This is a genomic window from Embleya hyalina (assembly GCF_003967355.1).
In the GTDB taxonomy this organism is placed as follows: Bacteria; Actinomycetota; Actinomycetes; order Streptomycetales; family Streptomycetaceae; genus Embleya; species Embleya hyalina.
In genome coordinates, this window is sequence record NZ_BIFH01000032.1 from 85,045 (window position 1) to 108,878 (window position 23,834).

21 protein-coding genes are annotated in these 23,834 nt (G+C 72.1%); 5 read left to right on the forward strand and 16 right to left on the reverse strand.

Annotation, left to right across the window (positions count from 1 at the left end; translation table 11 throughout):
• Positions 1-383 precede the first annotated feature (383 nt).
• The 15 genes from EMA17_RS34670 to EMA17_RS34740 all read right to left on the reverse strand — a co-directional run bounded on the left by EMA17_RS34670 (position 384) and on the right by EMA17_RS34740 (position 19,611).
• The gene (locus EMA17_RS34670) at positions 384-839 is read right to left on the reverse strand and encodes a hypothetical protein (protein WP_126641137.1); all 456 of its coding nucleotides are present in this window, start codon (positions 837-839) and stop codon (positions 384-386) included.
• A gap of 95 nt (positions 840-934) precedes the next feature.
• Positions 935-2,482, reverse strand: a complete 1,548-nt coding sequence (locus EMA17_RS34675; protein ID WP_126641138.1) for an MFS transporter — start codon at positions 2,480-2,482, stop codon at positions 935-937.
• 190 nt (positions 2,483-2,672) lie between these two features.
• Positions 2,673-4,004, reverse strand: a complete 1,332-nt coding sequence (locus EMA17_RS34680; protein WP_126641139.1) for a serine hydrolase domain-containing protein — start codon at positions 4,002-4,004, stop codon at positions 2,673-2,675.
• Between the two features lie 114 nt (positions 4,005-4,118).
• Positions 4,119-5,633, reverse strand: a complete 1,515-nt coding sequence (locus tag EMA17_RS34685) for a helix-turn-helix transcriptional regulator (RefSeq protein WP_126641140.1) — start codon at positions 5,631-5,633, stop codon at positions 4,119-4,121.
• 177 nt (positions 5,634-5,810) lie between these two features.
• On the reverse strand, positions 5,811-6,554 hold the full coding sequence (locus tag EMA17_RS34690) for a maleate cis-trans isomerase family protein (RefSeq protein ID WP_126641141.1): 744 nt from the start codon (positions 6,552-6,554) through the stop codon (positions 5,811-5,813).
• 134 nt (positions 6,555-6,688) lie between these two features.
• Positions 6,689-7,594, reverse strand: a complete 906-nt coding sequence (locus tag EMA17_RS34695) for a fumarylacetoacetate hydrolase family protein (protein WP_126641142.1) — start codon at positions 7,592-7,594, stop codon at positions 6,689-6,691.
• Positions 7,595-7,670: 76 nt separating this feature from the next.
• Positions 7,671-8,786: a cupin domain-containing protein gene (locus EMA17_RS34700; protein ID WP_126641143.1), complete on the reverse strand. Its 1,116-nt coding sequence runs from the start codon at positions 8,784-8,786 to the stop codon at positions 7,671-7,673.
• The gene (locus EMA17_RS34705; RefSeq protein WP_126641144.1) at positions 8,783-9,847 is read right to left on the reverse strand and encodes a carbon-nitrogen hydrolase family protein; all 1,065 of its coding nucleotides are present in this window, start codon (positions 9,845-9,847) and stop codon (positions 8,783-8,785) included. The genes EMA17_RS34700 and EMA17_RS34705 overlap by 4 nt, the downstream gene beginning before the upstream one ends.
• A gap of 56 nt (positions 9,848-9,903) precedes the next feature.
• Positions 9,904-12,294 (reverse strand): oxidoreductase, encoded by a 2,391-nt coding sequence (locus tag EMA17_RS34710; protein WP_160161674.1) that lies wholly within the window; start codon positions 12,292-12,294, stop codon positions 9,904-9,906.
• 126 nt (positions 12,295-12,420) lie between these two features.
• Positions 12,421-12,930 carry an acyl-CoA thioesterase gene (locus tag EMA17_RS34715; protein ID WP_126641145.1) on the reverse strand — a complete coding sequence of 170 codons (510 nt, stop codon included), beginning with the start codon at positions 12,928-12,930 and terminating at the stop codon, positions 12,421-12,423.
• A gap of 11 nt (positions 12,931-12,941) precedes the next feature.
• Positions 12,942-14,600 (reverse strand): AMP-binding protein, encoded by a 1,659-nt coding sequence (locus tag EMA17_RS34720; protein ID WP_126641146.1) that lies wholly within the window; start codon positions 14,598-14,600, stop codon positions 12,942-12,944.
• Positions 14,601-14,978: 378 nt separating this feature from the next.
• Positions 14,979-16,808 carry a glutamine--fructose-6-phosphate transaminase (isomerizing) gene (gene glmS, locus EMA17_RS34725; RefSeq protein WP_126641147.1) on the reverse strand — a complete coding sequence of 610 codons (1,830 nt, stop codon included), beginning with the start codon at positions 16,806-16,808 and terminating at the stop codon, positions 14,979-14,981.
• 182 nt (positions 16,809-16,990) lie between these two features.
• Positions 16,991-17,251: a hypothetical protein gene (locus EMA17_RS34730; RefSeq protein ID WP_126641148.1), complete on the reverse strand. Its 261-nt coding sequence runs from the start codon at positions 17,249-17,251 to the stop codon at positions 16,991-16,993.
• A gap of 117 nt (positions 17,252-17,368) precedes the next feature.
• Positions 17,369-18,214, reverse strand: a complete 846-nt coding sequence (locus tag EMA17_RS34735) for an alpha/beta fold hydrolase (RefSeq protein WP_126641149.1) — start codon at positions 18,212-18,214, stop codon at positions 17,369-17,371.
• A 131-nt stretch (positions 18,215-18,345) separates the two neighbouring features.
• Positions 18,346-19,611, reverse strand: a complete 1,266-nt coding sequence (locus tag EMA17_RS34740; RefSeq protein WP_126641150.1) for an MFS transporter — start codon at positions 19,609-19,611, stop codon at positions 18,346-18,348.
• Between the two features lie 99 nt (positions 19,612-19,710).
• Here EMA17_RS34740 and EMA17_RS34745 point away from each other — a divergent pair, with 99 nt between their 5' ends.
• The 5 genes from EMA17_RS34745 to EMA17_RS34765 all read left to right on the forward strand — a co-directional run bounded on the left by EMA17_RS34745 (position 19,711) and on the right by EMA17_RS34765 (position 22,735).
• On the forward strand, positions 19,711-20,301 hold the full coding sequence (locus tag EMA17_RS34745; RefSeq protein WP_126641151.1) for a TetR-like C-terminal domain-containing protein: 591 nt from the start codon (positions 19,711-19,713) through the stop codon (positions 20,299-20,301).
• A gap of 73 nt (positions 20,302-20,374) precedes the next feature.
• Complete coding sequence (locus EMA17_RS34750) at positions 20,375-20,938, forward strand: hypothetical protein (RefSeq protein ID WP_126641152.1); 564 nt, start codon at positions 20,375-20,377, stop codon at positions 20,936-20,938.
• Between the two features lie 93 nt (positions 20,939-21,031).
• Positions 21,032-21,355, forward strand: a complete 324-nt coding sequence (locus tag EMA17_RS34755; RefSeq protein ID WP_126641153.1) for a hypothetical protein — start codon at positions 21,032-21,034, stop codon at positions 21,353-21,355.
• 36 nt (positions 21,356-21,391) lie between these two features.
• Positions 21,392-21,619: a DUF6247 family protein gene (locus tag EMA17_RS34760; RefSeq protein ID WP_126641154.1), complete on the forward strand. Its 228-nt coding sequence runs from the start codon at positions 21,392-21,394 to the stop codon at positions 21,617-21,619.
• A 303-nt stretch (positions 21,620-21,922) separates the two neighbouring features.
• On the forward strand, positions 21,923-22,735 hold the full coding sequence (locus EMA17_RS34765; protein ID WP_126641224.1) for an SGNH/GDSL hydrolase family protein: 813 nt from the start codon (positions 21,923-21,925) through the stop codon (positions 22,733-22,735).
• 78 nt (positions 22,736-22,813) lie between these two features.
• On the opposite strand, the gene EMA17_RS34770 is transcribed toward EMA17_RS34765, so the two are convergent.
• A complete protein-coding gene (locus EMA17_RS34770) occupies positions 22,814-23,608 on the reverse strand; it encodes a GNAT family N-acetyltransferase (protein WP_126641155.1) in 795 nt (264 codons plus the stop codon).
• Between the last annotated feature and the right edge of the window lie 226 nt (positions 23,609-23,834).

The following is a 23,834-nucleotide window of genomic DNA, read 5'->3' on the forward strand; positions in this document are numbered from 1 at the left end:
GGAGTACTGCTCGCCTCGCCCCGTGATCCGCAAGCCCGGCACGCGAAAAAGCGCGTATCCGCCTGGGTCGGCTACAAGATCCACATCAGCGAGAGCTGTGGTCAACGACGCGATGTCCGTCGAGGATGTTCACGACCGTCTCACCGGCAAAAACCTGGAGCCCTCCGAGCACCTCTTGGACGCCGGCCGCACCTCTGCCGAACTGCTGTTGACGGCACCGTCTCTCCGCAATAACGACGTCGTCGGCCCGGTGCGGTCGAACAACACCGCCAGTTTCACGAAGCAAACCGCCTCGGCAAGATCGCCTACATCATCAACTGGCGGACTGAGCACGCCGCCTACCCGACCGGGCCAAGAGCCGACGTTGCAGCCGGTGGCGGCTGTCAGGGGTGGACCGGTGGGGTCTCCGGAGACGGTGGGGGTTGGGTGTGGAAGGTCAGGTCGGAGAAGTCGCGGCCCTGGAGTACCGGGCCGTGTTGGGTGCCGCCGGTGATGGTGTTGGTCACCGGGGCGGCGGGTGTCGCGGCCAGCGGGGTCAGTTCGTCGAGCAGGGCTCGGAGGTCGGCTGCGGCCGCCGGGTCGGCTTCCAGGGCTCGGCGTAGGCGGGTTCGCCATTCGGCTTCGATGTCGGCGGCCACGACGTCGTTGCCTTCGGCTTGGGCCGTGGTCAACTCGCGTCGGGCGGCGTCGAGTTCCTGTTCGGTGCCGGTCGGCTCGGAGCCGCCGCGGGTGAAGAAGGCGGCCAGGCGGGTGCGGGCCTGGGTCCAGGATTCGGAGACCATCAGGCCGACCAGCGTGGTTGCTCCGGACGCCGCCAGCGTCATCAGTTCCGCTTCCATCGGATCCCCCGGTGTTCCGCTCCTGGTGATGTGCCGTGTACGCATTGTCGCGTAGTGGGCGGGCGCGGGGTGCCGGTCGTGGGAAAAGATTGTGGTCAGGCCGGAGGCGGCGCCGCGCCGCCCTGGAGGCGTTCCAGGTCGGAGGCGCGGACCTGGATGACGAACAGGGCGATCACCGCGGCGACCACCGCGAAGATCGCGGCCACGACGAAGGCCGCGGAGACGCCGCTCGTGAGCACCTGGTCGCTCCACGGCGCGGGCAGCACGCCGGTGCGCTCGAACTCGGCCCGTTGTGTCGGGGTGGCCTGGGCGAGGAAGGCGGGGACCTGGTCCTTGGCCTCGTTGCGGTTGGCCGTGCCGAACACGGTGACCAGGATCGACAACCCGAGCGAACCGCCCACCTGCTGCATCGCGTTGAGCAGCCCGGAGGCCGCGCCCGAGTCGCGGGCCCGCACGCCGGAGACCGCCATCAGCGTCAACGACACGAACTGCATGCCCATGCCCACCCCGAACACCAGCGTCGGCCCGAGGATGCTGCCCAGGTATGTGCTGTGCACGTCGGTCCGGGTGAGCCAGCCCAGCCCCGCCGCCGCGAGCAGCGCACCGCCGACCATGAACGGCTTGGGCCCGTAGCGGGGCAGCAACTGCGAGGCGAATCCGGCGCCGACCGCGATCACCGCGCTGATCGGCAGGAACGCGAGCCCGGTCCGCAGCGGACTGAAGCCCAGCACGTCCTGGACCCACAGGGTCAGGAAGAAGAACATCCCGAAGATCGCCGCCGCCAGGCACAACATGATGCCGTACGTACCGGCCCGGTTACGGTCGGCGAACATCTTCAGCGGGGTGATCGGCTGCCGGGAGTTGCGCTCGATCGAGATGAAGAGCGCGAGCAGCACCACGGCCGCCGCGAACGCGCCGAGGGTGAACGCGTCGCGCCACCCCTCCTGCGCGGCCCGGATGAAGCCGTACACGAGCGAGCTGATGCCCAGCGTGGAGGTGAGCGCGCCGAGCAGGTCGAAGTGCCCCGGATGGCGCTCGGATTCCCGGATGTAGCGCGGCGTGGCCAGCGCCAGCAACACGCCGATCGGCACGTTGACGAAGAACACCCACCGCCAGTTCAGCCACTCGACCAGGACCCCGCCCGCGAGCAGCCCGATCGCGCCACCACCGGCGGAGACCGCCGCGAACACCCCGAACGCCCGGTTGCGGGTCGGGCCTTCGGGAAACGTGGTGGTGATCAGCGCGAGCGCGGTCGGCGACGCGATGGCGCCGCCGACGCCCTGCAGCGCGCGGGCGGCGAGCAACTCCGGTGCGCTCTGCGCGAGTCCGCCGAGCAGCGACGCGACCGCGAACAACAACACGCCGAAGACGAACACCCGACGCCTGCCCAGGATGTCGCCCGCGCGCCCGCCGAGCAGCAGCAGCCCGCCGAAGGTCAGCGTGTACGCGTTGAGCACCCAGGACAGGCCGGTGGTGGAGAAGTCCAACGACCGCTGGATGTGCGGCAGGGCGATGTTCACGATGGTGATGTCCAGGACCACCATCAACTGGCAGGAGGCGATCACCGCGAGCGCCGCGCCGTTGCCGCCGCTTCGCTTCGGTGCGGCGGCGGTCTGCGAGGGTGTCGCGTTCGGATGCGCCATGGTGTGTGTCCTGCGGGGTCCGGCGAGGGGCCCGCCACCGCCGAGGCATCGAGGACGCCCGCCCGCGGTGCGGCCGTGGGCGCGGGCCGTACGGGACGGGCCCACTCGTTCGACCGTAAACCCGCACCGGCCGGCCCACCACCGGGCACCGCGCGGGGTCGGGGTGGCGAACCCGCGCGGTGGAACCGGGTCAGGACGTCCTGGGGGTGGCGCGCACGCCCATGTGGACGTACTGACTGCCGTCGGCGAGGCGGTAGAAGACCACGTTGTCCCACAGCGTGGCGCCCTCGCGCTGCCCGACGAACGTGGTCTCGTCGACCGGGGTGAGCGTCAGCTCCATGTCCGGCGAGATGTCGGCCAGCTCGCCGGTGGTCTGGATGAGCATGTGCAGCCGACCGTCCCGGACCGAGACGGTGGTGCGGTTGCCCACCCGCTCGTAGACGCCGGCGTACTGCTCGACGTCCACCGCGACCGGGGTCTCCGGCGGGCCCAGCTGCGGCGACATGGTGACGCCCGCCAGCGTGGCGAACAGCTCGCCGCCGAGCGCGCGTTGCAGAGCCGAGGTCTCGCCGCCGTTGGCCAGCAGGCACACCACGGTGCCGGTGTCGGGCACCACCCACAACATCGCCGACTGGCCGATGGTGTTGCCCGCGTGCATGATCACCCGGTGGCCGGACCACTCGTCGAGGATCCACCCGATCCCCCACTGCGGCGCGAGCGTATACGGGTTCGGCAGGTCCACCTGCGGCTCGGTCATCCCCGTCGGCTCGGCCAACAGCTCGGTCCCCAGGTGCGCCCGGCCGAAGGCGACCACGTCGCTCGCCCGCGCGCAGATCAGGCCGGCCGGCCCCATCGCCCGCGGCAGACCCCACACGGGGGTCGCCTTGCCGTCCTCCACGTGCCCCGTCGCCGCGCCGAAGCGCAGTACGTCCTCGGGCAGCGTCCAGGTGTGGGTCAGGCCCAGGGGCTCGCAGATCTGCTCGCGCAGCGCCGCGTCCCAGGTCTTGCCGGTCAGCCGCTCGATGATCCGGCCGGCGATCACGAAGCCCGTGTTGCAGTAGGAGAAGCTCTCCCCGATCGGGTGGTTCTGGGTCAGGTCCGCGCAGGCCGCGACGTACTTCTCCAGACAGTCGTCGCCGCGCGAGGTGTCCAGGAACAGGTCGCCGTCTATGCCGGAGGTGTGGGTCAGCAGCTGCCGGACCGTCACCGACTTGGTCACCTGGGCGTCGGCGACCTTGAACTCGGGGAGCAGGTCGACGACCGGGGTGTCCAGGGTGAGCCGGCCCTGCTCGGCGAGGAGCATCAGCTGGGTGGCGGTCCAGACCTTGGTCACCGAGCCGATCTGGAACAGCGAGTCGGGCGAGACGGGCGTACCGGTGTCCCGGTTGAGCACACCGGCGGCGAAGCTGTGCACCTCGCCGCCGTGCCAGAACGCGAGGCTCGCGCCCGGCACGTCGAACTCGGTGATCAGCTCGGCGAGGCGGGCGTTCCAGTGCGCGGTGTCGACGACGGTTCCGGTCATGGGGCCTTCTTTCACGGGAGTCCGAGAGGCGTACGGGCACGCTACGCGGACGGCGCCCCGCTGCTGATGGCCGCGACGACGAACCCGAGCGCCGGTGTTCGTGCGAACGCACAATCAGCGGGCGCGATCGCCCCGCCCCGCCCGGACCAGGCCGGATTCGTACGCCACCACCACCGCCTGGGCCCGGTCCCGCACGTCGAGCTTGGTCAGCAGGTCCGCCTCCTGCCGCTCCAGTTCGGCCGGCTCCACCCGCAGCGCCGCGGCGATCTCGCCGTCGGCCTTGCCGGTCGCGAACAGGCGCAGCAGCGCCACCTCGGCCGGACTCAGCCGGGCCGGCCGCCCGGGCTCGGACACGAGACCGGCACCCGCCACCGACGCCGAAGCGGCCGCCGGCTCCGGCTCCGCCCCCGCCAGCGGCAACACCGCCGCGACCCGGAACCCGCCGTCGGCGGCCCGTCCCGCCTCGAACGACCCGCCGTGCACGGCCACCCGCTCGCGCATCCCGACCAGCCCGTGCCCACCACCGGTCATCGCGTAGTCGCCGACGGCCACCTCGCCGCCCCCGTCGTCGCGGATCTCCACGGCGACCGCGCCCGGCAGGTATTCCAGCCGCACCGTCGCCGTCGCCGCGTCCCCGGCGTGCTTGCGGGCGTTGGTCAGCGCCTCCTGGGTGATCCGGTACACCGCCAGACCCACCGGCAGCGGCAACGCGCGCGGCGCGCCCAGGACGCGCAGTTCGGTGGGCAGCCCGGCCAGGCAGGACTCGGCGATCAGTCGGGCCAGGTCGTCGACGCCGGGCTGCGGCGCGACCGACGCCGCCTGGTCCGGGTCGTGGTCGCTGCGCAGTACACCGAGCAACTGCCGCATCTCGCCGAGCGCCACCCGGCCGGACGCCTCCAGGGTGAGCAGCGCGGCGCGGGCCGCCTCCGGGTCCCGGTCCAGGCTGGCCCGGGCACCTCCGGACATCAGGTGCATCGTGGTGATGTGGTGCGCCACGATGTCGTGCAGTTCGCGGGCGATCCGGCGGCGCTCGTCGGACAGCGCCCGGTCGGCCAGCAGCACGCGGTTGACCTCGACCTGTCCCTGCCAGTTGCGCACCGCGGCGCTCACCCCGAGCACGAGCAGCGTCGCCACGAGGTCGCCGCTGAACAGCCAGAGGAAAGACTCGGACGCGTTTCGATATCCCGTCGCCTGGGCCACCAGCGTGGCCAGCGCCGCGAGCGCCACGGTCCGGGGCCGACCGGCCAGGCCGACCGTGTACAGCGCCACGGCCAGCGCGATCCCGAAACGTTGCGGCATCGCCAGGAGCAGGTTGAGCACCACCACCAGGGTGAGCACGAACGACAACACGCCGATCGGCGACCGACGGCGCGCGAGCAGACTCGCGGCCGACGCGAACATGAACAGCGTCCCGACGACCCGCTCCCCCGGTCCGGCGGAGGGAAGGGTGATGAAGAACCCGAAGGTGTCCACGGCCGCCGCGACCAGGCAGATCACCAGGTCGGCCCGGGTGACGGCGAGAAACGACCACCGCCCCGGCGTCGACCCGGGGGCGGATTTCGTGCCTGCGAGGTCACGCCCGGTGACGGCCTTGCCGAGCGCGGCCAAGGACTCGGGGCCGAAGCCCATCCGGGGTCTCCTTCCATGGGGAACGGCGTGCCAGTATTCCACCGTGGTGGAATAGGCACGAATCGCCGCAATCACCGCCCGCTGTGTACGGCGGGCGTCCCCATGGACATGCCCTCGTCGGCCCGGACCCGCGGCATGCGGGGCCGGGCCGACGAGGGCTCGCGGAAGGCTCGTGGGTCAGGCGCCCGCCGCCGCGCTCCCCGCCCCCGAAGGCGCGTCGGCGAAGGCCCCGGACAGCAGGTGTCCGGCGCCCGGCGCGAAGGCCGGCAGGTCGAGGGCGCGGAGCATCTGGTGCACCGTGCACACCGCCGCCGAGACGACCGGCTTGCCCAGCCGCTGTTCGGCGTCCTCGATCGCGGCGAGCGACGGCATCTGTACGCACGCCGACAACACCACCGCGTCCGCGTCGGCGTGTTCGAGGCGGTCCGCGATGTCGGGCAGGCGCAGCGGGTCGTGCGCGGCCACGTCGAGGTTGTCCGGGATCTCCAGCGCCTCGAAGTCCAGCACCTCGATCCCCTCGTGTCCGAGGTATTCCACCACCGTGCGGGTCAGCGGCAGCATGTACGGCGCGACCAGCGCGACCTTGCGCGCGCCGATCGTGTGCAGCCCGTGCACGAGGGCGCCGGCGCTGGTGACCACCGGCGCCGGCGCGCCGTTCTCGACGGTGCGGCCGTGCAGGCGCTCCTCGGAGACCCGGTGGTAGCCGAGTCCCATGCTCATGATCGCCACCAGGCACGCGTAGCCGAGCACGTCCACCCGAGCGTCGGACAGTTCGACGGCGCAGCGGTCGGAGTCGGCGTCCATCGCGGCCAATTGCTCGGGGGTGACGTGGGTCATCCGCATCCGGCTGGAGTGGAACGTGAAGCGCTCCGGAGCGACCGTCTCGCGGGCCCGCAGGATCGCGGGCACCTCGGTTTCCATCGTGACATTGGAACTCGGCACGATCTGGCCGACGCGGTAGGGGTGTTGACGCACGGGAGGGGCCTCCTGCTGGTGCCGGGAAAGCTGATGCCGGGAAAGCTGATGCCGAAGCAAGGGAACGGGGCGGGTTCGCGTCAGCGGGCGTCGATCACCGGGTTGGTCAGCGTGCCGATGCGCTCGACGGTCGCCTCGACCACGTCGCCCGGCCGCAGGTACTGCGGCGGGACCTGGGCCGCGCCGACCCCGGACGGCGAGCCGGTGGAGATCACGTCGCCGGGCTCCAGGGTCATCCCGGACGAGATGTCGGCGATCAGCCGAGGGATGTCGAACAACATGTGCCGGGTGTTGGACTTCTGCTTGACGTCGCCGTTGACCCGCAGCGACAGGTCGAGGGCCTGGGCGTCGGGGATCTCGTCGGCGGTGACCACGGCCGGGCCGAACGGGGCGTAGGAGTCCTGGCCCTTGGAGAAGAACCACTGCCCGGAGCGGCGCTGGTCCCGGGCGCTGATGTCGTTCATGATGCTGTAGCCGAACACGTGGTCCCACGCGTCGGCTTCGCTCACCTTGTAGGCGGTTCGGCCGATCACCACCGCGAGTTCGCATTCCCAGTCGAGCTGTGCGGTCAGGGCCGCGTTGTGCAGGATCGGCGCTCCCGGGCCGGTCACCGCGGTGGCGGGCTTCCCGAACAGCACCGGACGGTCCGGGAGTTCCTTCGCGGTGTCGAGGGTGCGGCTGGATTCGGCGACGTGCTCGACGTAGTTGAGCCCGATGCCGATGATCTTCCCGGGGCGCAGCGGCGCGAGCAGCCGCACCTCGCCCGTGGCGTGCACGGTGCCGGCCGGGCGGTCGGCGGGCGCGCCGGCGAGCAGTTCGCGCGCGGTGTCGAGCGCGTCGGCGCCCGCCCGGACGAACGACAGCAGGTCGCCGGGGAGTTCGACGCCCGCGGCGGCGGCCAGGGCGGCCAGATCCGTCACGTGCGCGCCGTCCTCGGCGCCCAGGCGGGGCGACGAGTCGCCGACGGTGTAGGTGACCAGGCGCATGGGGTGTCCTCACTGTCTTGCGTCCGGGCGGCGCGGTCGCGGCGCCTCGGGTGGTGGGTGTGCGGGATGAACCGGCTCAGCCGGCCGGCGTCGGCTGGTGGCCGTCGTTGTCGACGTAGGCCTCTTCGCGGAAGAAGCCCAGCGAACGCATCACGGGGAAGTCGTCGAACGAGAACAGCACCGCGTCCTCGCCCTGATCGAGGTTGGCGTGCTCGTGCCACGCCCACGCGGGCACCGCGAAGACGTCGCCCTCGTGCCACTCGAACCGCTGCCCGGCCACGATCGAGACGCCGTGTCCCTTGGCCGCGGTGTACACGACCGAGCCGGTGTGCCGGTGTGCCTTCGTCGCCTGGCCGGCGCGCAGGAGTTGGATGTGCGCGCCCATCGTGGGCATCACCGAGCCGCCGGTGGCGGGGTTGGTGTACTCCATGATCAGGCCGTCGTACGGCGATCCCTCGCTCGCCTTCGCCAGGTCGAGCAGCGCCTGGTAGGTGGGCTCCCACGGCCAGGCGAGCAGCGGCGAGTAGGGCCGGGTCCACCGTTCGACGCCGTACGGCACGAGGTTGCCGCCGTAGGTCAGGACGGAGGAGTTCACCACCTTGCCGGGCACCTGGTAGACGTCCGGGTGGACCTCGTAGAAGCCCGCGTCGAGCGCGTTGACCAGCGGGATGTCCAGGCCGTCCTGCCAGATCACCGGCGTGTCGTCGGACTCGTTGCCGTGCTCGTGCCAGGTCCCGTTCGGGGTGATCGCGAAGTCGCGGGCGCCGACCCGCAGTTTCTCGCCGTCCACGATCGTCCAGGCGCCGGTGCCCTCCAGGACGAACCGCAGCGCGGCGGCCTGGTGTCGGTGTGCGGTCATCGACTCGCCGGGGCCCATGATCTGCAGGCCGGTGTAGAGCAGGCCCGCGGCGGCGCTGACGTCCCGGCGGCCGGGGTTGACCAGCATGACCACCCGGCGGCCGGCGTCGTCGGCCTTGACCAGGTCGAGCGCCTTGCGCACCAGCGGGCGCAGTTCGGCGTAGCGCCACAGCGTGGGTACCGACTTGGGCTGCGGGTACCAGGGTTCGATCTCGTTTGCCACGGTCCACAGCGCGCCGGCCTCGCGGTCGGCCAACTCGGCGTAGTAGGCGCTCAGTTCCGGGGTGTCGGTGACTCGGGCCCGGCCCAGCATGTTGTCGTCCTGGGTGGTCATGTCTCCTCCTCGGGTACGGGGGTGGCGGCGGGGGCGAGGGGCGTCGCGGTGGCGGGGTCGTGGGTGAACGTGATCGGGGACCGGGGCCGGTTGTCCACGTTCAGCGCGAAGACGTCGAAGCGGTTGTAGTGGCCGACGATGTCGTGCATCTGCTTGGGCTGGATGCACCTGGCGAGGTCGATGTCGGCGTAGACGATGCCCTCGTCGTCGATCAGCGGTTCGCCGACGGGGCGGCCGTCCGGGCCGAACACGCCCGAGTAGGCGCTGCGTTCGCGGCCCAGCTGCTTGCGCACCTCCTCGTCGTCGCCGGCGATGGCGTCGACGATCTCGGGCGAGATGGTCGAGCAGGCCACCACCGAGAACACCTTGCCCTCGAAGCTGTGCGCGGCGGTGCGGACCGCGATCGCGTCGGCCATGTCGTAGTCGGCGGGCGCCACGGGCAGGGCGATGTAGCTCGCGGCGTGTACGAGTTCGCCCTGGGCGAGCAGGGTGAAGCGGGCCAGCGTGTTGGTGTTCTCGCCGCACGCGAGCACGCCGAGCGGGCCGATGCCGGTCGGGTGCACCCGCAGCGAGCTGCCGTCGCCGCCGGTCCAGGTCAGCTTCTCCGCCCAGGTGGGCACCAGCTTGCGGTGCACCCCGATCAGTTCGCCGTCGGCGTCGATGGTCAGCATGGTGTTGTAGAGCACGCCCATGCTGTGCGGGCCGCGCTCGTTGACGCCGATCACCACCACCGCGCCGGCCGCCCGGGCCGCCGCGCGCAGCGTTTCCACGTGCGGGCCCGGTACGTCCACCGAGGACCGGTACAGGCGTTCGTACCAGGGTGAGCCCTGGACCGGGTTCATCGTCCAGTTCCAGTACGGATATCCGGGGACGAACGCCTCGGGGAAGACGATCAGTTCGGCGCCGTTGCCGGCGGCCTCGCGGATCAGCGCGACCGCCTTGGCCACGGTGGCGGCCGCGTCCAGGTAGACCGGCGCGGCCTGGACGGCGGCGGCCTTGAACCGGGGCGGGTCGTCGCGTTGGGCGCCGGTGAGCACGATCGGTGGGGTGGGACCTGTCATGGCGGGCTCCTCGTGGTGCGCTGTTCGGTCGGCGGATACGAGGTCGGGGTGTCGGCTCACCTCCGGCCGGGTGCGGTGACCAGGCGGGGGTCGGTCTCCGGCCGCCACCGCCGCGGCACGGTCTCGACCTCCGCGCGCGACAGGTGCAGCCGGGGCGGCACTCGATCACTACCCGCGCCGGGCGGTTTGCGACTGCCGGGCCGCCAGGCGTTCGGCCAGGGCGCGCCCGGTCCGGCGTAGCCCTGGTCGGCGGCGGCGTGCAGCGTCCACAGCGGGTCGTACAGGTGCGCGCGGCCCACCGCGCACAGGTCCGCCCGGCCCGCGAGCAGGATCGAGTTGACGTCGTCGTAGGTGGAGATCGCGCCGACCGCGATGGTCGGCACGCCGGTCGCGTTGCGGATCAGGTCGGCGAACGGCGTCTGGTAGCCGCGTCCGTAGGCGGGTCGCTCGTACGGCACGACCTCGCCCGAGGACACGTCGATGGCGTCCGCGCCGGCCGCCGCGAGCGCCCGGGCGATCCGCACCGCCTCGTCCTCGGTGGTGCCGCCCTCGGCCCAGTCGCTCGCCGAGATCCGCACCACCAGTGGCTTGTTGCTCGGCCACACCGCCCGCACGGCGGACAACACCTCGATCGGGAAGCGCAGTCGGCCGGCGAGCGAGCCGCCGTATTCGTCCTCGCGCAGGTTGGTCAGCGGGGACAGGAAACCGGAGAGCAGATGCCCGTGGCCGTACTGGAGTTCCAGCGCGTCGAAGCCCGCCCGGTCGGCGCGTGCGGCGGCGGCGGCGAACGCGGCGGTGATCGCGTCCAGATCGGCCCGGTCCGCCTCGCGCGGGCGGAAGTCGCCCTCGGCATCCCAGGGAATCGCGGACGCGGCCACCGTCGGCCACCCGTCCGGACCCAGCGGCGTCCACGCGCCGTCGGCGTTGGGCACCGAACCGGCCGCGCGGCGCCCGGCGTGCGTGAGCTGAATGCCCAACAGGGACCCGTTCGGGGCCTGTTCGCGCACCCGGGTGACCACCTCGCGCCAGGCCGTCCCCTGCGCGTCGGACCACAGGCCCGGACAGGCGGCGGTGGCACGGCCGTTGGGCAGTACGGCGGTCATGCCGGCGAAGACCAGGCTCGCCCCGCCGAGCGCGAGCGCGCCCAGGTGGGCGGCCTCGAACGGGCCGGGGAAGCCGTCGACGGCCGTGTAGGTGGCCATCGGCGGGACCACCACGCGGTTGCGCAGCCGGACCGAGCCGAGCCGGAAGGGCTGGAACATCGGTGCCGCGTCCACCCGGTCCGGTCGCCCGGCGGTGAACGCCGCGTCCACCTGCGCCACGAACGCCGGGTCGCGCTCGGACAGGTTGGCGTGGGTGACCCGGCGGCTGCGGGTGAGCAGGTTGAAGGCGAACTGCTCGGGCGCCTGGCCGACCGCCCGGTCGATGTTCTCGAACCACTCCAGGCTGGCCTGCGCGGCGCGCTGCGTGGAGGCCACCACCGGCTTGCGCTCGGCCTCGTAGGCGGTGAGCGCGGCCGGGATGTCGGCGTGTTCGTTCAGGCACGCGGCCAGGGCGAGGGCGTCCTCCATGGCGAGTTTGGTGCCCGAGCCGATGGAGAAGTGCGCGGTGTGCGCGGCGTCGCCGAGCAGGACCACGTTCTCGTGGTGCCAGGTGGCGTTGCGCACCGTGGTGAACCGGATCCACCGCGAGTTGTTCGGGATCAGCCGGTGTCCGTCCAGGTGCTCGGCCAGCAGCGCCTCGCAGCGCGCGATGCCCGCCTCGTCACTGGCCCCGCGCGGCAGCTCGCGACCGGCGAACTCGGCGAACCCGCCGCGCCGCCAGGCGTCTTCGGCCAGTTCGACGATGAACGTGCTGCGCCGGTCGTCGAACGGATACGCGTGCACCTGCACCACGCCGAAGTCGTGCTTGTCGACGATGAAGGTGAACGCGTCGAAGACCTTGTCCGTACCCAGCCACATGTAGCGGCAGCCGCGCTCGTCCAGATCGGGCCGGAACACGTCGGCGTAGCGCTCGCGCACGGTGGAGCGCACCCCGTCCGAGGCGACCACCAGGTCGTGCGTGCGCGCCAGTTCGTCCACGGGCGGGGCCTCGGTGCGGTAGCGCAGGTCGATGCCGAGCGCCGCGCAGCGCTCCTGCAGGATGCGCAACAGCCGCTCCCGGCCGAGCGCGGCGAACCCGTGCCCCCCGGAGGTGAGCGTGCGTCCGCCGTAGCGCACGTCGACGTCCGTCCAGCGGGCGAAGCCCTCGGACATCGCGGCGAAGATCTCCGGGTCGGCCTGGGCGATGCCGTCCAGGGTCTCGTCGGAGAACACCACGCCGAAGCCGAACACGTCGTCGGGTGCGTTGCGCTCCCACAGGGTGATCTCCGACGCCGGCGAGAGCTGCTTGGCGAGGGCGGCGAAGTACAACCCGCCCGGCCCGCCGCCGATGACTGCTATGCGCACAGCGTCCTCCAATATTCCCGGCCTATCCGAGCGTATGTAATAAATTCCACGGTCGTCAACATCACGCGATATCCGAAGGTTCGGATCGCGGGTGCGATCCGCCCGATCACGCGGGGTGCGCGCGGTTCAGGTGTAGGACTCCGGGCGCTGCGGGCCGCCCCGGGACAGCGCGGTCCTGACCTCGTCCGGCCACGGCGACGCGCCCTTCTGATCCGGCGGACAGTGCACGACGGACAGCCGGCCGGTCGCGGCCACGCCGTGCTCGCCCCGCACCTCGAACGAGTAGTGCAGCGAGCTGGTACCCACCCGGTCGATGCGCAGCAGGATGTACGCGGCCTCGCCGAACCACAGTCGTTCGAGGTAGTCCGCCTCGAAGTGCACCCGGGGGATCCGACCGAACAGGTCGCCCACGCCCAGTCGGCGCAGCAGTACCGCCTCGGTCGCCTCGACCCAGCGCTGTACGGCCGAGTGGTGGTAGTGGCCGGCCGCGTCGGTGTCCTGCCACTCGACGCGGCGCTCGACCACGACGGAGGGCGGTTCGGCGCGGTCGTCGACGGCCGGGTCGGTGGGGTCGGTCACGGTGGGCCGGATCGGGCCGGTCGGGCCGGTCGGGCCGGTCGGGCTGTCTTCGGGCATCGTCGCGCCTTTCACGAGGCTTTTGGGGCAGGGGAGTTCGGCGCCGGTTCGCCGGCGTTGGCGGCCCAGGCGCGCAGTTCGGCGCGGCGCAGCTTGCCGTTGCCGGTTCGGGGCAGGGCGGTCACGAACTCGACGGCGCGCGGGTACTTGTACGGCGCGATCGTGCTCTTGACGTAGGACTGGATGCGCTCGGCGGTGTCCGCGTCGGCCGCGATCCCCTCGCGCAGCACGACGTACGCCTTGACGATCAGCCCGCGGCGGGGGTCCGGCGCGCCGACCACGCCGCACTCGGCGACGTCGGGGTGTGCGGCCAGGGCCACTTCGACCTCGGGGCCGGCGATGTTGTAGCCGGAGGAGACGATCATGTCGTCGCTGCGAGCCTGGTACCAGAGGTAGCCGTCGGCGTCCCGGACGTAGGTGTCGCCGGTGATGTTCCAGCCGTCGCGCACGTAGCCAAGCTGGCGCGGGTCGTCCAGGTAGCGGCAGCCGGTCGGGCCCTTGACCGCGAGCTGCCCCGGCGTGCCGTCGGGGACCGGCTTGCCGTCGCCGTCCAGGACGACGGCCTCGAAACCGGGTACGGCCCGCCCCGTCGCGCCGGGCCGGATGTCCCCGTCGGCGGCGGAGACGAACACGTGCAGCAGCTCGGTCGCGCCGATGCCGTCGATCAGCTCGATGCCGGTGGCCGCGTGCAGGTCGTGCCAGGTCTCCGCGGGCAGCGTCTCGCCCGCCGACACGCAGCGCCGCAGGCCCCGGAGGAGATCGGCCAGGCCCGCGGCCATGATCGCCCGGTACGCGGTCGGCGCGGTGAACAGCACGGTGACGCCGTGGTCGGCGACGATCCGGGCCAGCCGCTCGGGGGTGGCGTGTTCGAGCAGCAGGGTGGCCGCGCCGACGTGCAGCGGGAAGACCACCAGGCCGCCGAGACCGAAGGTGAAGCCGAGCGGCGGGGTGCCCGCGAACAGGTCGTCCGGGGTGGGCTTGAGGATGTGCCGGGAGAAGGTGTCGGAGTTGGCCGGCACGTCGCGGTGGAAGTGCATGGTGGCCTTGGGCCGACCGGTGGTGCCGGAGGTGAACGCGATCAGCGCCACGTCGTCGGCGGCGGTGTCCACGGCCTCGAAGCCGGCGCTCTTGGTCGCGCAGCGCCGGGTCAGGTCGTCGGTCGTGTCGCCGCCGTAGGCCACGGTGGTCAGGCCGGGGACGGCCGCGGCGGTCAGTTCGTCCAGGTAGCGGTGGTCGCACAGCGCGACCGTGGGCCGGCCGATCTCGCACAGCGTGGTCAACTCGTGCGCCCTGAGCAGCGGCATCGTGGTCACCACGACGCCGCCGGCCTTGAGCACGCCGAACCAGCAGGCGACCAGCCACGGGTTGTTCGGGCCGCGCAGCAGGACGCGGTTGCCCGGCACCAGGCCGAGGTCCTCGGTCAGCACCCGGGCGACCTGATCGGCCCTGGTTCGCAGGTCGCCGTAGCTCCACTGCTCGTCCAGGGTGACCAGACACCGTCGCTCGGCACCGAGCCGATCGATGGTGTCGTCGAGCAGGACCCGGGCGCAGTTCAGCCGGGTCGGATAGCGCAATTCCGGTAGTTCGAAACGCAGTTCGGGCCACTGCTCGGCAGGTGGCAATCGATCACGACAGAACGTGTCGACGTGAGCGGAACGGGACAGCTCCATGTGCGCGCACCTCATCCTGGTGTCAGCGGGAGTCGCGGAGCCAGTATCTATCAATTATGACGACAGTCAATGTTGCGCGATATATTTCCTTCGGCGGGACCGTCGGGACGGGCGGGATCGGCAGACGGCGGGACCGGCTGGACCGGCGGACGGCGCCTCCGGCGAAACGAGGGTCGACGGGCCCGGGCACACGAACGCCCACCCCGGCGGGCGGTATCCGGGCCGAGGCCGGGATACCGGGGTGCCGAGGTGGGCGGGATCGACGCGATCGACGCGATCGATGCGATTGACGGGACATGGTCGCGAGAGTCCCCCACTCGGGGGCTCGTACCACCGTGCTTGGACCTTTCGGGTGAGCCGAGAGGCGCCGAAGCCCGGCTATTCGACCGTGACCGACTTGGCCAGGTTGCGGGGGCGGTCGATGTCCTCGCCGAGGGCTCGGGCCGCGTGGTACGCGAGCAGTTGGGTGGGGATGGTGAGCAGGATCGGGTCGAGTTCGCGTTCGTTGCGGGGCACGGTGATCCGGTCGGCCTCCAGGTCGCCGAGGTCCACCCCCGGGTGGGTGATCACGGTCAGCCGGCCACCGCGCGCGCGGATCTCGTGCGCGGCCGCGAGGTTGCGTTCGACCAGGTCGTCGTCCGGGACGACGGCCACGGTCGGCAGATCGGCGTCGATCAGCGCGAGCGGCCCGTGCTTGAGTTCGCTGCTGGGGTACGCCTCGGCGTGCCGGTAGGTGATCTCCTTGAACTTCTGCGCCGCCTCGCGCGCCACCGGATACCCCCGGACCCGGCCGATGAAGAACAGGCTGCGCGCGTCCGCGAGCCGCCGCCCCGCCTCGGCGATGGTCTCCTCGTCCGCCAGGATCTCGGCGATCTGGCCGGGCAGCGCCTGGAGGCCGGCCAGGATCCGCGCGCCGTCCGCGTGCGAGAGGTCGTGCACCCGACCGAGCGCGAGCGCGAGCAGCGCGAAGCCGACCGCCATGTGGGTCAGCGCCTTGGTCGAGGCGACCGAGACCTCCGGCCCGGCATGCAGATAGATCCCCCCGTCGCACTGGCGCGCGATGGACGAGCCGACCACGTTGACCAACCCGACCACCCGGCCGCCCTTGCGCTGGATCTCGCGGACCGCGAAGAGCGTGTCGGCGGTCTCGCCGGACTGGCTGACCGCGACGTACAGCGTGTCCGGCTCGATCACCGGATTGCGGTAGCGGAACTCCGAGGCGGGCTCGGCGTCGGCGGGCACCCGAGCCAGGTCCTCGATCAGCGTCGCCCCCAACTGGCCGACGTAGTACGCCGATCCGCAGCCGAGCACCTTGACCCGACGGAATCCGCGCAGCTCGCGCAACTCCATCCGCAGGCCGTCGAGGCGGGCCGAGCCGAACCGGTCGTCGAGCCGGCCGCCGAGCATGCGCTCCACGGAGGAGGGCTGTTCGTGGATCTCCTTGTGCATGAAGTGGTCGTGACCCGCGAGTTCCAGTTCCTCGACGGTGAGTTCGACCGTGGTGGGCGTCTTGGCGACGTCGTCCCGCTCGCGGGTGAAGGTCCGGAAGCCGGTGGCGGTCACGCTGGCCAGTTCGCCGTCTTCCAGGTGTACGACCGAACTGGTGTGCCGAACCAGGGCGGACACGTCGCTGGCCACGAACATCTCGCGCTCGCCGACGCCGATCACGAGCGGCGAGCCGTTGCGGGCCACCACGATCCGGTCCGGTGTCGCGGTGTCCACGACGGCGATGGCGTACGTCCCGGTCACCTGCGCGAGTGCGGCCAGGACGGCGGCCTCGAGGGTGTCCCGCGTCCGCGCCGCGCCGGCGATCAGGTGGGCCAGGACCTCGGTGTCGGTGTCCGAGGCGAGGTCGACGCCCTCGGTCGCCAGGCGGGCGCGCAGTTCGGCCGCGTTGTCGATGATGCCGTTGTGGACGACCTGGATCCGGCCGTCGGCGGAGGGCTGCGGGTGGGCGTTCGCCTCCGAGGGCGCGCCGTGGGTGGCCCAGCGGGTGTGCCCGATGCCGACCCGCCCGGCGATCCTGGCCGGCACCGCAGCGGCGAGCGCGTGCACCCGGCCCACCCGGCGGACCACCTTGACCGTGCCGCGCCCGCCGAGCACGGCGATGCCGGCCGAGTCGTAGCCGCGGTACTCCAGTCGTCCCAGGCCTTCGAGGAGGATGGGTGCGGCCTGTTGGGCGCCGATGTATCCGACAATTCCACACATACTGATGCGCTCCTCGGCAGGTCGACGGGCCGACCGGCGGAGCGGTCGGGGGGATGGGGTGTTGACGGGGCCGGGCCGGTCGGCCCGCGGGGCGGGTGGACGGGCCCGCCGGGTGCCGCGCCGACACGACGGCGGTCGCGGCCGGGCGGCGGTCGCACCTCGGCGCACCCCGCCCGGTCGGCTCAGCCGTAGATCACGCGGCGCAGTTGGCGTTCGGTCAACTCCGGTGGCGCGACGAGGCGTTCGCCCAGTTCGTCGGCGATCAGGCGATAGATCTGCGCGTTGCGCCGACCGTAGACCCGGTGATGGCGATGCCGGCGCCGCACATAGTCCTCGACCGGCTCGCGGTACCAGGCCAGCACGTCGTCGACGATTCGCGCCACCTCGCCGGGTGCGAGGCCGGTCGTCGCCACGATGCGCTCCACCAATTCGCCGTCAGCCACCCCTCGATCCTGGCCCCACTCCGCCCCTACGGCAAGAATCTGCCCGAATTCGGGCAGATCCGAGCCGGGCGGTCGGCTCGGGCGCCCCGCCTGCCGGTGGGGAAGGGGCTCCCGGGCTCAAAGGGGCGCGTCGGTACCGGTGGGCCCAGGCCGCCTTGCCCCCGGGGCGCCCACGTCGGCCAGGAGCTTCGCCGTGCCCTCGGGGGACTCCACCGGGAAGTGGTGGCTGCCCAGGTCGACGAGCACGATGTCGAGGCGGTCACCGTACCGGTCGACGGCCTCGCGGGTCACCAGGTCGCGAACGCCGTACACGGTGATCGGCTGCTTCGTCTCGCGCAGCGCCGCGTCCATGTCCCAGTGCACCAGGCCCTCCATGGCGCGCAGGCCCGCGGGCTGCCGTACCGCGACCATCTTCTCGAAGTAGGCGTCCTTGCGGGCCGGTTCCGTTCCGGCCGGTGAGCCCCCTTCGACGAGGCCGCGCACCGCCGCGGCGAAGTCGTCGCGGAAGGCGCCCACCACGGCTTCGGCCTGTTCCGGGCTCTGCGCCGGGAACAGGGACAGGTAGTGCAGGCCGTCGAGCGCGACCACGTGCGAGACCGTGTCGGGGAGCAGCCGGCCGGTTTCCACGGCGACCGCCGCGCCGAGGGAGTGCCCGACCACGACGGCCCCGGTCGCCGACTCGGCCTCCAGTACCGCCGCCACGTCGCGGGCGAACTCCTCGATGGTCCACACTTCTCGCGTCGATCGGGACTCGCCGTGCTCGGCGAGGTCGACGGCGAGGACCCGGTGGCCGTCGGGCAGGTGGGCGGTCACCGCCTCGAAGTCGCCGCGGTCGCATCCCCAGCCGTGGACGAGGACCAGGACGGGCCCGTCGGCCGGGCCGTCGGCGGTGTACCGGATCGTCGTGTGGTCCGAGCGCCGGACGGTGAGGTCCCGGCCGGTCCTGCTGCTTGCGGTCGTCACGGTGTCTTCCTCTTTCTCGTGCACGGCTACGGGTCGGTCCTCGGTGCGGAAGGGCGCGGCGGATGCCGCGGGATCGGGGGGTGTGGAGGTCGTCGCGGGGGCGATGGGCGCGGCGGTCGCCGGGCGGTGCCTCACGTGCCAGGGGCCGTGACGGCGCGACGCCGCGCCCGCAGTTGGTTCAGGCGCAGGAGGAAGGCCGCGAAGACGATCACCACGATCGCCGCCGCGTAGATCTCGGTGGCGGTCCGCAGTCCCAGGGCGGTGACGGCGATGCCGCCGAGTACGGCGGGCACGCTGTTGCCGAGGTAGTTGACGATGTTCGCGGAGGCGAAGACCGCGCTGCGCTCGTGTGGTTCGGCGATCCGGGCGAAGGTGCCGAACGTCGCCAGTACCGAGGCGCCGAAGCCGACGCCCGCGACGACCGTGCCGAGGGCGGCGAGCCAGACCAGGTCCGCCGTGATCCCGGCGAGCGCGATCAGCACGCCGAGCCCGAGCAGCGCGGACGAGGGGGCGAGCAGCGAGGCGGCGGAACGGGAGCGGAGCACGGCGATCGCCAGCGCCCCGGTGCCCGCCAACAGGGTCACCACGACGCCGCCGATCAGCCGGCTGTGCAGCCCGAACAACTGGGCCGCGACGGAGGGGCCGAGGGAGAGGAACAGTCCGGCCAGCGCCCAACTCGCGATCATCGCCGGGACCAGCGGCACGATGTCCGCGCGCAGGTGGGCGGGCAGCGCCGCCCGTGGGCGCAGGGAGGCGACGGCTCCCGGTCGGCGCGGGGAGGTCTCCGGCAGCAGGGCGGTGACCGCCGCCGCCGATGCCATGGCGCCGAGCAGCAGGGCGTAGACCAGCCGGGTCGGGGCGGGGGCGAACTCCACCAGTGCACCGGAGCCGAGGGCGCCGAGGGCGAGCCCGGTCAACGGGGTCACCGAGGTGACGACGCCCGCGCGGCCGGGGGCGTGGGGTGGTTCGAGGTCGACCAGGGTGGCGCTCAGGGTCGTCGTCGCCGCCCCGGTGGCGACGCCCTGCACCACCCGGGCGGCGGCCAGGACGAGCACGTTTCCGGCGGCGAGGAACAGGACGAGCGCGACCGTTTCCAGCGCGATCGCCGCGGCGAGCACCGGACGGCGGCCGAGGTGGTCCGACAGCCCTCCCACGACGAGCAGCGAGCCCAGCAGGCCAACCACGTACAGGGCGAAGACGACGGTCAGGACCCAGGCCGAGAAGTGCCATTGCCGCTGGTAGATCGGATACAGCGGGGACGGCACGCTCGACGCGGCCAGGAAGACGACGAAGACGGCGGCCACGCCGGGGAACGCGGCTCGGGGGAGCACCCCGCGCGTGCCCTCGTCGAACGGCACGGTGGATGCGGCGGCGGATACGGCAGGGTCGATGGACATACACACTCTCGCAGTGATCGATGCGTTAGTGGCTGCACGCTAACACAAACGCAGCGATCACTGCGTTTTTAGCGCAGCGATCAATGCGATAATGGTCGGGTGTCCCCTACTGCCGCCCCTCGCTCCCCCCGCTCCCCCGACGCCCGGACCGAGAGCAGGCCCGGAGGCCGCTCCGCCCGGGTCCGCGCGGCCGTGCATCGGGCCGTCCAGGAACTGGTCGCCGACGAGGCCAACGACTCGCTGACGATCCCGATCGTCGCGGCGCGTGCGGGCGTGCACGCCACCACCGTCTACCGCCGTTGGGGCACCGTCGCCGACCTGCTCGCCGACGTCACGAGCAGCCGCTTCTCCGGCGACATCGTGGTCCCCGACACCGGCAGCCTCCGCGGCGACCTGGAGCGCTACGCGTACGACCTCGCCAAGGACCTCTGCGACCCGGACACCCTCGCGCTGGTCCGCGCCACCATCGGCACGGGCGGAGAACAGGGCGCCGCCGCCTGCCGAGGCGAACGCCAACGGCAACTGGAGGCCATCCTCGAACGCGACCGGGCCCGCGGCGAGAACCCCCCGACCCTGGAGCGCACCACGGACGCCCTGCTGGCCCCCCTGTACTACCGAGCCGTCTTCACCGACGACCCCCTCACCCCCGATTGGACCCGCGCCCTCGTATCCCACCTACTACCCGACTGACCGCGCCCCCTCCGGGTGCACCCGTCCGCATTCGACCTTGTGGGCGACCGGCCCCATCGGCCAGGTTGAGGGAATGATCCTGCCGTTCGTACGCGAGGGAAGAACCGGCTCGGTGGCGGTGACCGTCGAGCGTGTCGACGACCCCGCCGCCATCGGACAGACCGTCGAGGCCCGGGACTTCCCCTGCCTGACCGCCCGGGTCACCTACCCGGAACACGGCTACGGCGCCATGTTCGGCTGGGTGCAAATGGTCCGTTCCACCGACGGCGCGGCGGGCGGCGACGCGTTCGGGATGGACCCGTTCGTACTCTTCCCCGATTCCCGCTCGCCCTACTGCTACTTCGGCCTGAACCCGACCCTGTTCGATTCCCCGGCCCGGCTCGACCGCGAGCCGATGTCCTGGCTCGCGCACACCTTCCTGGCCTGGACCCCGATCGCCGAAACCATCGAACGCCACGTCGTCCCGCTGGTCGGCTTCGACTGGGGCTTCGACGTCGACGCCACCGGGGACGTGGCGATCCGCGACGCCGCGCCCCTCCCCGACAGCGCCTGGACCGACCACCTCCCCTTCCTCGTCGCGCGACATCCGACGTGGACCTTCGCCCGACGACCCACCCCGGAAGCCGATTCCGAGTAGCGCACTCCCGTCGTGGGAGCGCGCGGGAGTGGGGGGTGGCCTGCTTCGCGCGCCGGGTGTCGGGGCGGGGTGTCGCGGTGCCACGCTGGGGGCATGGATCGCGCACCCGACATCCACCTCGTCGTGACCGGTACCGGCCTGAACGCGCGGATCACCGACCAGGCCCTCGCCGTCGTCGACGACGACCTCCGCGCCGACTACGAACGCGCGGTCAGCCAGGGTCTGAAGGCCGCCGTCGCGGCCTGGGACGCCCACCGTTACGACGACTTCGCCATTCACCTCGCCGCGGCCGCCGACACCCTCACCGAGATCCAACGCATGGCGGTCACCTGCAAGAACCGCGCCGGCTACGAGGCCCTGACCGCCCGAGCCCGCCGCCTCGTCACCCTCGATCCGGACGCCCCGGACGCCGACTGAATCGCCGGCGGTCCCGCCATACGCCACCCTGTCCCCATGAACGACCGGACACCCCACCGCACCATCCACATCGGCGGCCCGACCCACCCGACCCCCGCCGAACTCCGCGCCGAACTCCCCGACGACCTGCGCATGGACTTCGAGGAGGCGTACCAGGACGCCCTGGCCGAGGCCAACGCCAACGGCACCCTGCGACCGTTGGCCGACACCCTCGCGACGTGGCAGGCCGAACTCGCCCACCGGCGCGCCCGAGCCGCCGACTGACCCGGGCCCGGCCCCGGCCCCGGGCGAACACATCACCGCCGCCGCGGCGTTCACCCCGAAGCGATACCCAAGGATGGCCACGCCGCTCGGGGCATCGGCTCCGGGGCCTGTTCTACACGTGTCAACCGGCCGAAATCCGCCTAGGCACGGGGGAGATCGGGGCGGGACGATGTGTGCGCAAAGCCGAGTGTCAAGGGTGACGACTGCGGTCGAGGCGGACGAGGCAAGGCCGTTCCGGCTCGGGCATCCCAACGGGGGACGCGGCGTCCCCACGTCTTCCGAGGAGACCCGCCCGTGCTTCCCATGCCTCGCACCATCGCCGCCGTGGCCGCCGCCGTGGCCGCAGCCGCCATCGGAATCGTCGCACCGAGCGCCCAGGCCGCGCCCGCGACGACCTACGCCACGAACTACGCCGCCCTGGGCGACTCGTACAGCTCCGGGGTCGGCACCGGCTCCTATCTTCCGGACAGCGGCTCGTGCAAGCGCAGCGCCAAGTCCTATCCCGCCCTGTGGAATCAGGCCCACCCGGGCGGCACCTTCGCCTTCGCCGCCTGTTCCGGTGCCAAGACCGCCGACGTACGCTCCAGTCAACTGTCCGTCCTGAACAGCGCCACGCAGTTGGTGACCATCAGCGTCGGCGGCAACGACGCCGGATTCGTCAGCACCATCACCACCTGCGTGCTCAGTTCGGACAGCGAGTGCGCCGCCGCCGTGAACAAGGCCAAGACGTACGCGACCACCACCCTGCCCGGTGATCTCGACGCCACCTACGCGCAGATCCGGGCCAAGGCCCCCAACGCCCGTCTCGTCGTGCTCGGTTACCCGCGTCTGTTCGAACTCGGTTCGTGCTTCCTGGGCTTGAGCCAGGCCAAGCGCACCGTGATCAACCAGGCCGCCGACACCCTGGACGAGGTCACCCACCAGCGCGCGAGCGCGGCCAACGCCGACTTCGCCGACGTACGCTCCCGGTTCGCCGGACACGGGGTCTGCGCGTCCAACGCCTGGGTCAACGGCGTCACCCTGCCGATCGACGAGTCGTACCACCCCACGACTTCCGGCCAGAGCCAGGGCTACCTGCCCGCGCTCCAGGCCGTGGTGGGCGTGCGCGCGCACTAGAACCGGTACGAGAAGCGGCACGAGAACCGCCGAGCGACACCGTCCGGGGCGGCCCCAGGTCGCCCCGGACGCGCGTCGTCACCCCCGGCGCGCCACCAGGTAGCCGGCCTCCCGGTCGAAGTCGATCACCCGCGCCCCGGCGTCGAGCAGCCCGCCCAGCACCTCGCGCAGCGCCGACCGCCAGGCCGCGGCCGCCTCGGGGTCGACCCGACGCAGGGTCTCGATGTCGGAGGGCACCGCGACCCGTACCACCTCGGCATCCGTGCGCACCGGCACCGGCCGGCCGTCCCGCTCCACCAGGGCCGACTCGGCCCGCGCGCCCGCATCCGCGTCCCGCACCGCCGGCTCCGCCTCCCCCACGGCCGCCCGCACCCGGGGGTCGGTCAACCGCCACACCGCCAGCACCCGGTCGCTCCGATCCCCGCTGTTGACCGCGTCGACCATGTCGTCGCCGTAGAAGTTCGGCAGGTACTCCTCCGGCCGCGCGCCCAGCTTGACCAGGTTGAAGTACGCGTTCCGCCGGACCAGCGGATCGAACGTCCAGGTGATCCGGCGCAGCCCGCGCGCGAGCGCCCAGTCCCGCTGGTGCCGCTTGAGCGCGAAACCCACCCCGCTCCCGGCCACGGCGCCGGTCGCGTGCGAGTGCAGCGTCTCGCCGATCGGCGCGCCGAAGAAGGCCACGGTCGCGCCGACGAGCCGGCCGTCGCGATACGCCCCGGCCACGTAGTTGCCGGCATGGTCCAGCGCCCGCATCAGCTCGACGGTCAGCACCCGGCCCTGGCCCGCCACCTGCGGCCAGATCTCGTCGTACAGCCGCTCGACCTCCCGGAACTCGTCGAGCTCGTGCAACTCGCGCACCACCGGATCGCCCATCCCGCCGCCGCCCTTCGCCCGCCGACCACCGCCGTCGCGGTCATGGGCTACCCCGCCACCGGGGCCGCCGAACGGAGCCCTCACCCCATCGGCCCCCGGATCCCCCGCCCGGACCGACCCTCTCGTGACGTGCTTCACACGCAAACCAATGCCTCCCAGATCGCCTGGGCAGCAAAATCTTTGCGTCTTTCGAGGGAAAACTCGCAAGGTACTTGCGTCTGGGTCG

Coding starts and splice junctions, on each gene's coding strand:
- EMA17_RS34670 (WP_126641137.1), bottom strand. CDS start 839: ATGGAAGCGGAACTGATGACGCTGGCGGCGTCCGGAGCAACCACGCTG.
- EMA17_RS34675 (WP_126641138.1), bottom strand. CDS start 2,482: ATGGCGCATCCGAACGCGACACCCTCGCAGACCGCCGCCGCACCGAAG.
- EMA17_RS34680 (WP_126641139.1), bottom strand. CDS start 4,004: ATGACCGGAACCGTCGTCGACACCGCGCACTGGAACGCCCGCCTCGCC.
- EMA17_RS34685 (WP_126641140.1), bottom strand. CDS start 5,633: ATGGGCTTCGGCCCCGAGTCCTTGGCCGCGCTCGGCAAGGCCGTCACC.
- EMA17_RS34690 (WP_126641141.1), bottom strand. CDS start 6,554: ATGGAAACCGAGGTGCCCGCGATCCTGCGGGCCCGCGAGACGGTCGCT.
- EMA17_RS34695 (WP_126641142.1), bottom strand. CDS start 7,594: ATGCGCCTGGTCACCTACACCGTCGGCGACTCGTCGCCCCGCCTGGGC.
- EMA17_RS34700 (WP_126641143.1), bottom strand. CDS start 8,786: ATGACCACCCAGGACGACAACATGCTGGGCCGGGCCCGAGTCACCGAC.
- EMA17_RS34705 (WP_126641144.1), bottom strand. CDS start 9,847: ATGACAGGTCCCACCCCACCGATCGTGCTCACCGGCGCCCAACGCGAC.
- EMA17_RS34715 (WP_126641145.1), bottom strand. CDS start 12,930: ATGCCCGAAGACAGCCCGACCGGCCCGACCGGCCCGACCGGCCCGATC.
- EMA17_RS34720 (WP_126641146.1), bottom strand. CDS start 14,600: ATGGAGCTGTCCCGTTCCGCTCACGTCGACACGTTCTGTCGTGATCGA.
- glmS (WP_126641147.1), bottom strand. CDS start 16,808: ATGTGTGGAATTGTCGGATACATCGGCGCCCAACAGGCCGCACCCATC.
- EMA17_RS34740 (WP_126641150.1), bottom strand. CDS start 19,611: ATGTCCATCGACCCTGCCGTATCCGCCGCCGCATCCACCGTGCCGTTC.
- EMA17_RS34750 (WP_126641152.1), top strand. CDS start 20,375: ATGATCCTGCCGTTCGTACGCGAGGGAAGAACCGGCTCGGTGGCGGTG.
- EMA17_RS34755 (WP_126641153.1), top strand. CDS start 21,032: ATGGATCGCGCACCCGACATCCACCTCGTCGTGACCGGTACCGGCCTG.
- EMA17_RS34760 (WP_126641154.1), top strand. CDS start 21,392: ATGAACGACCGGACACCCCACCGCACCATCCACATCGGCGGCCCGACC.
- EMA17_RS34765 (WP_126641224.1), top strand. CDS start 21,923: ATGCCTCGCACCATCGCCGCCGTGGCCGCCGCCGTGGCCGCAGCCGCC.
- EMA17_RS34770 (WP_126641155.1), bottom strand. CDS start 23,608: ATGGGCGATCCGGTGGTGCGCGAGTTGCACGAGCTCGACGAGTTCCGG.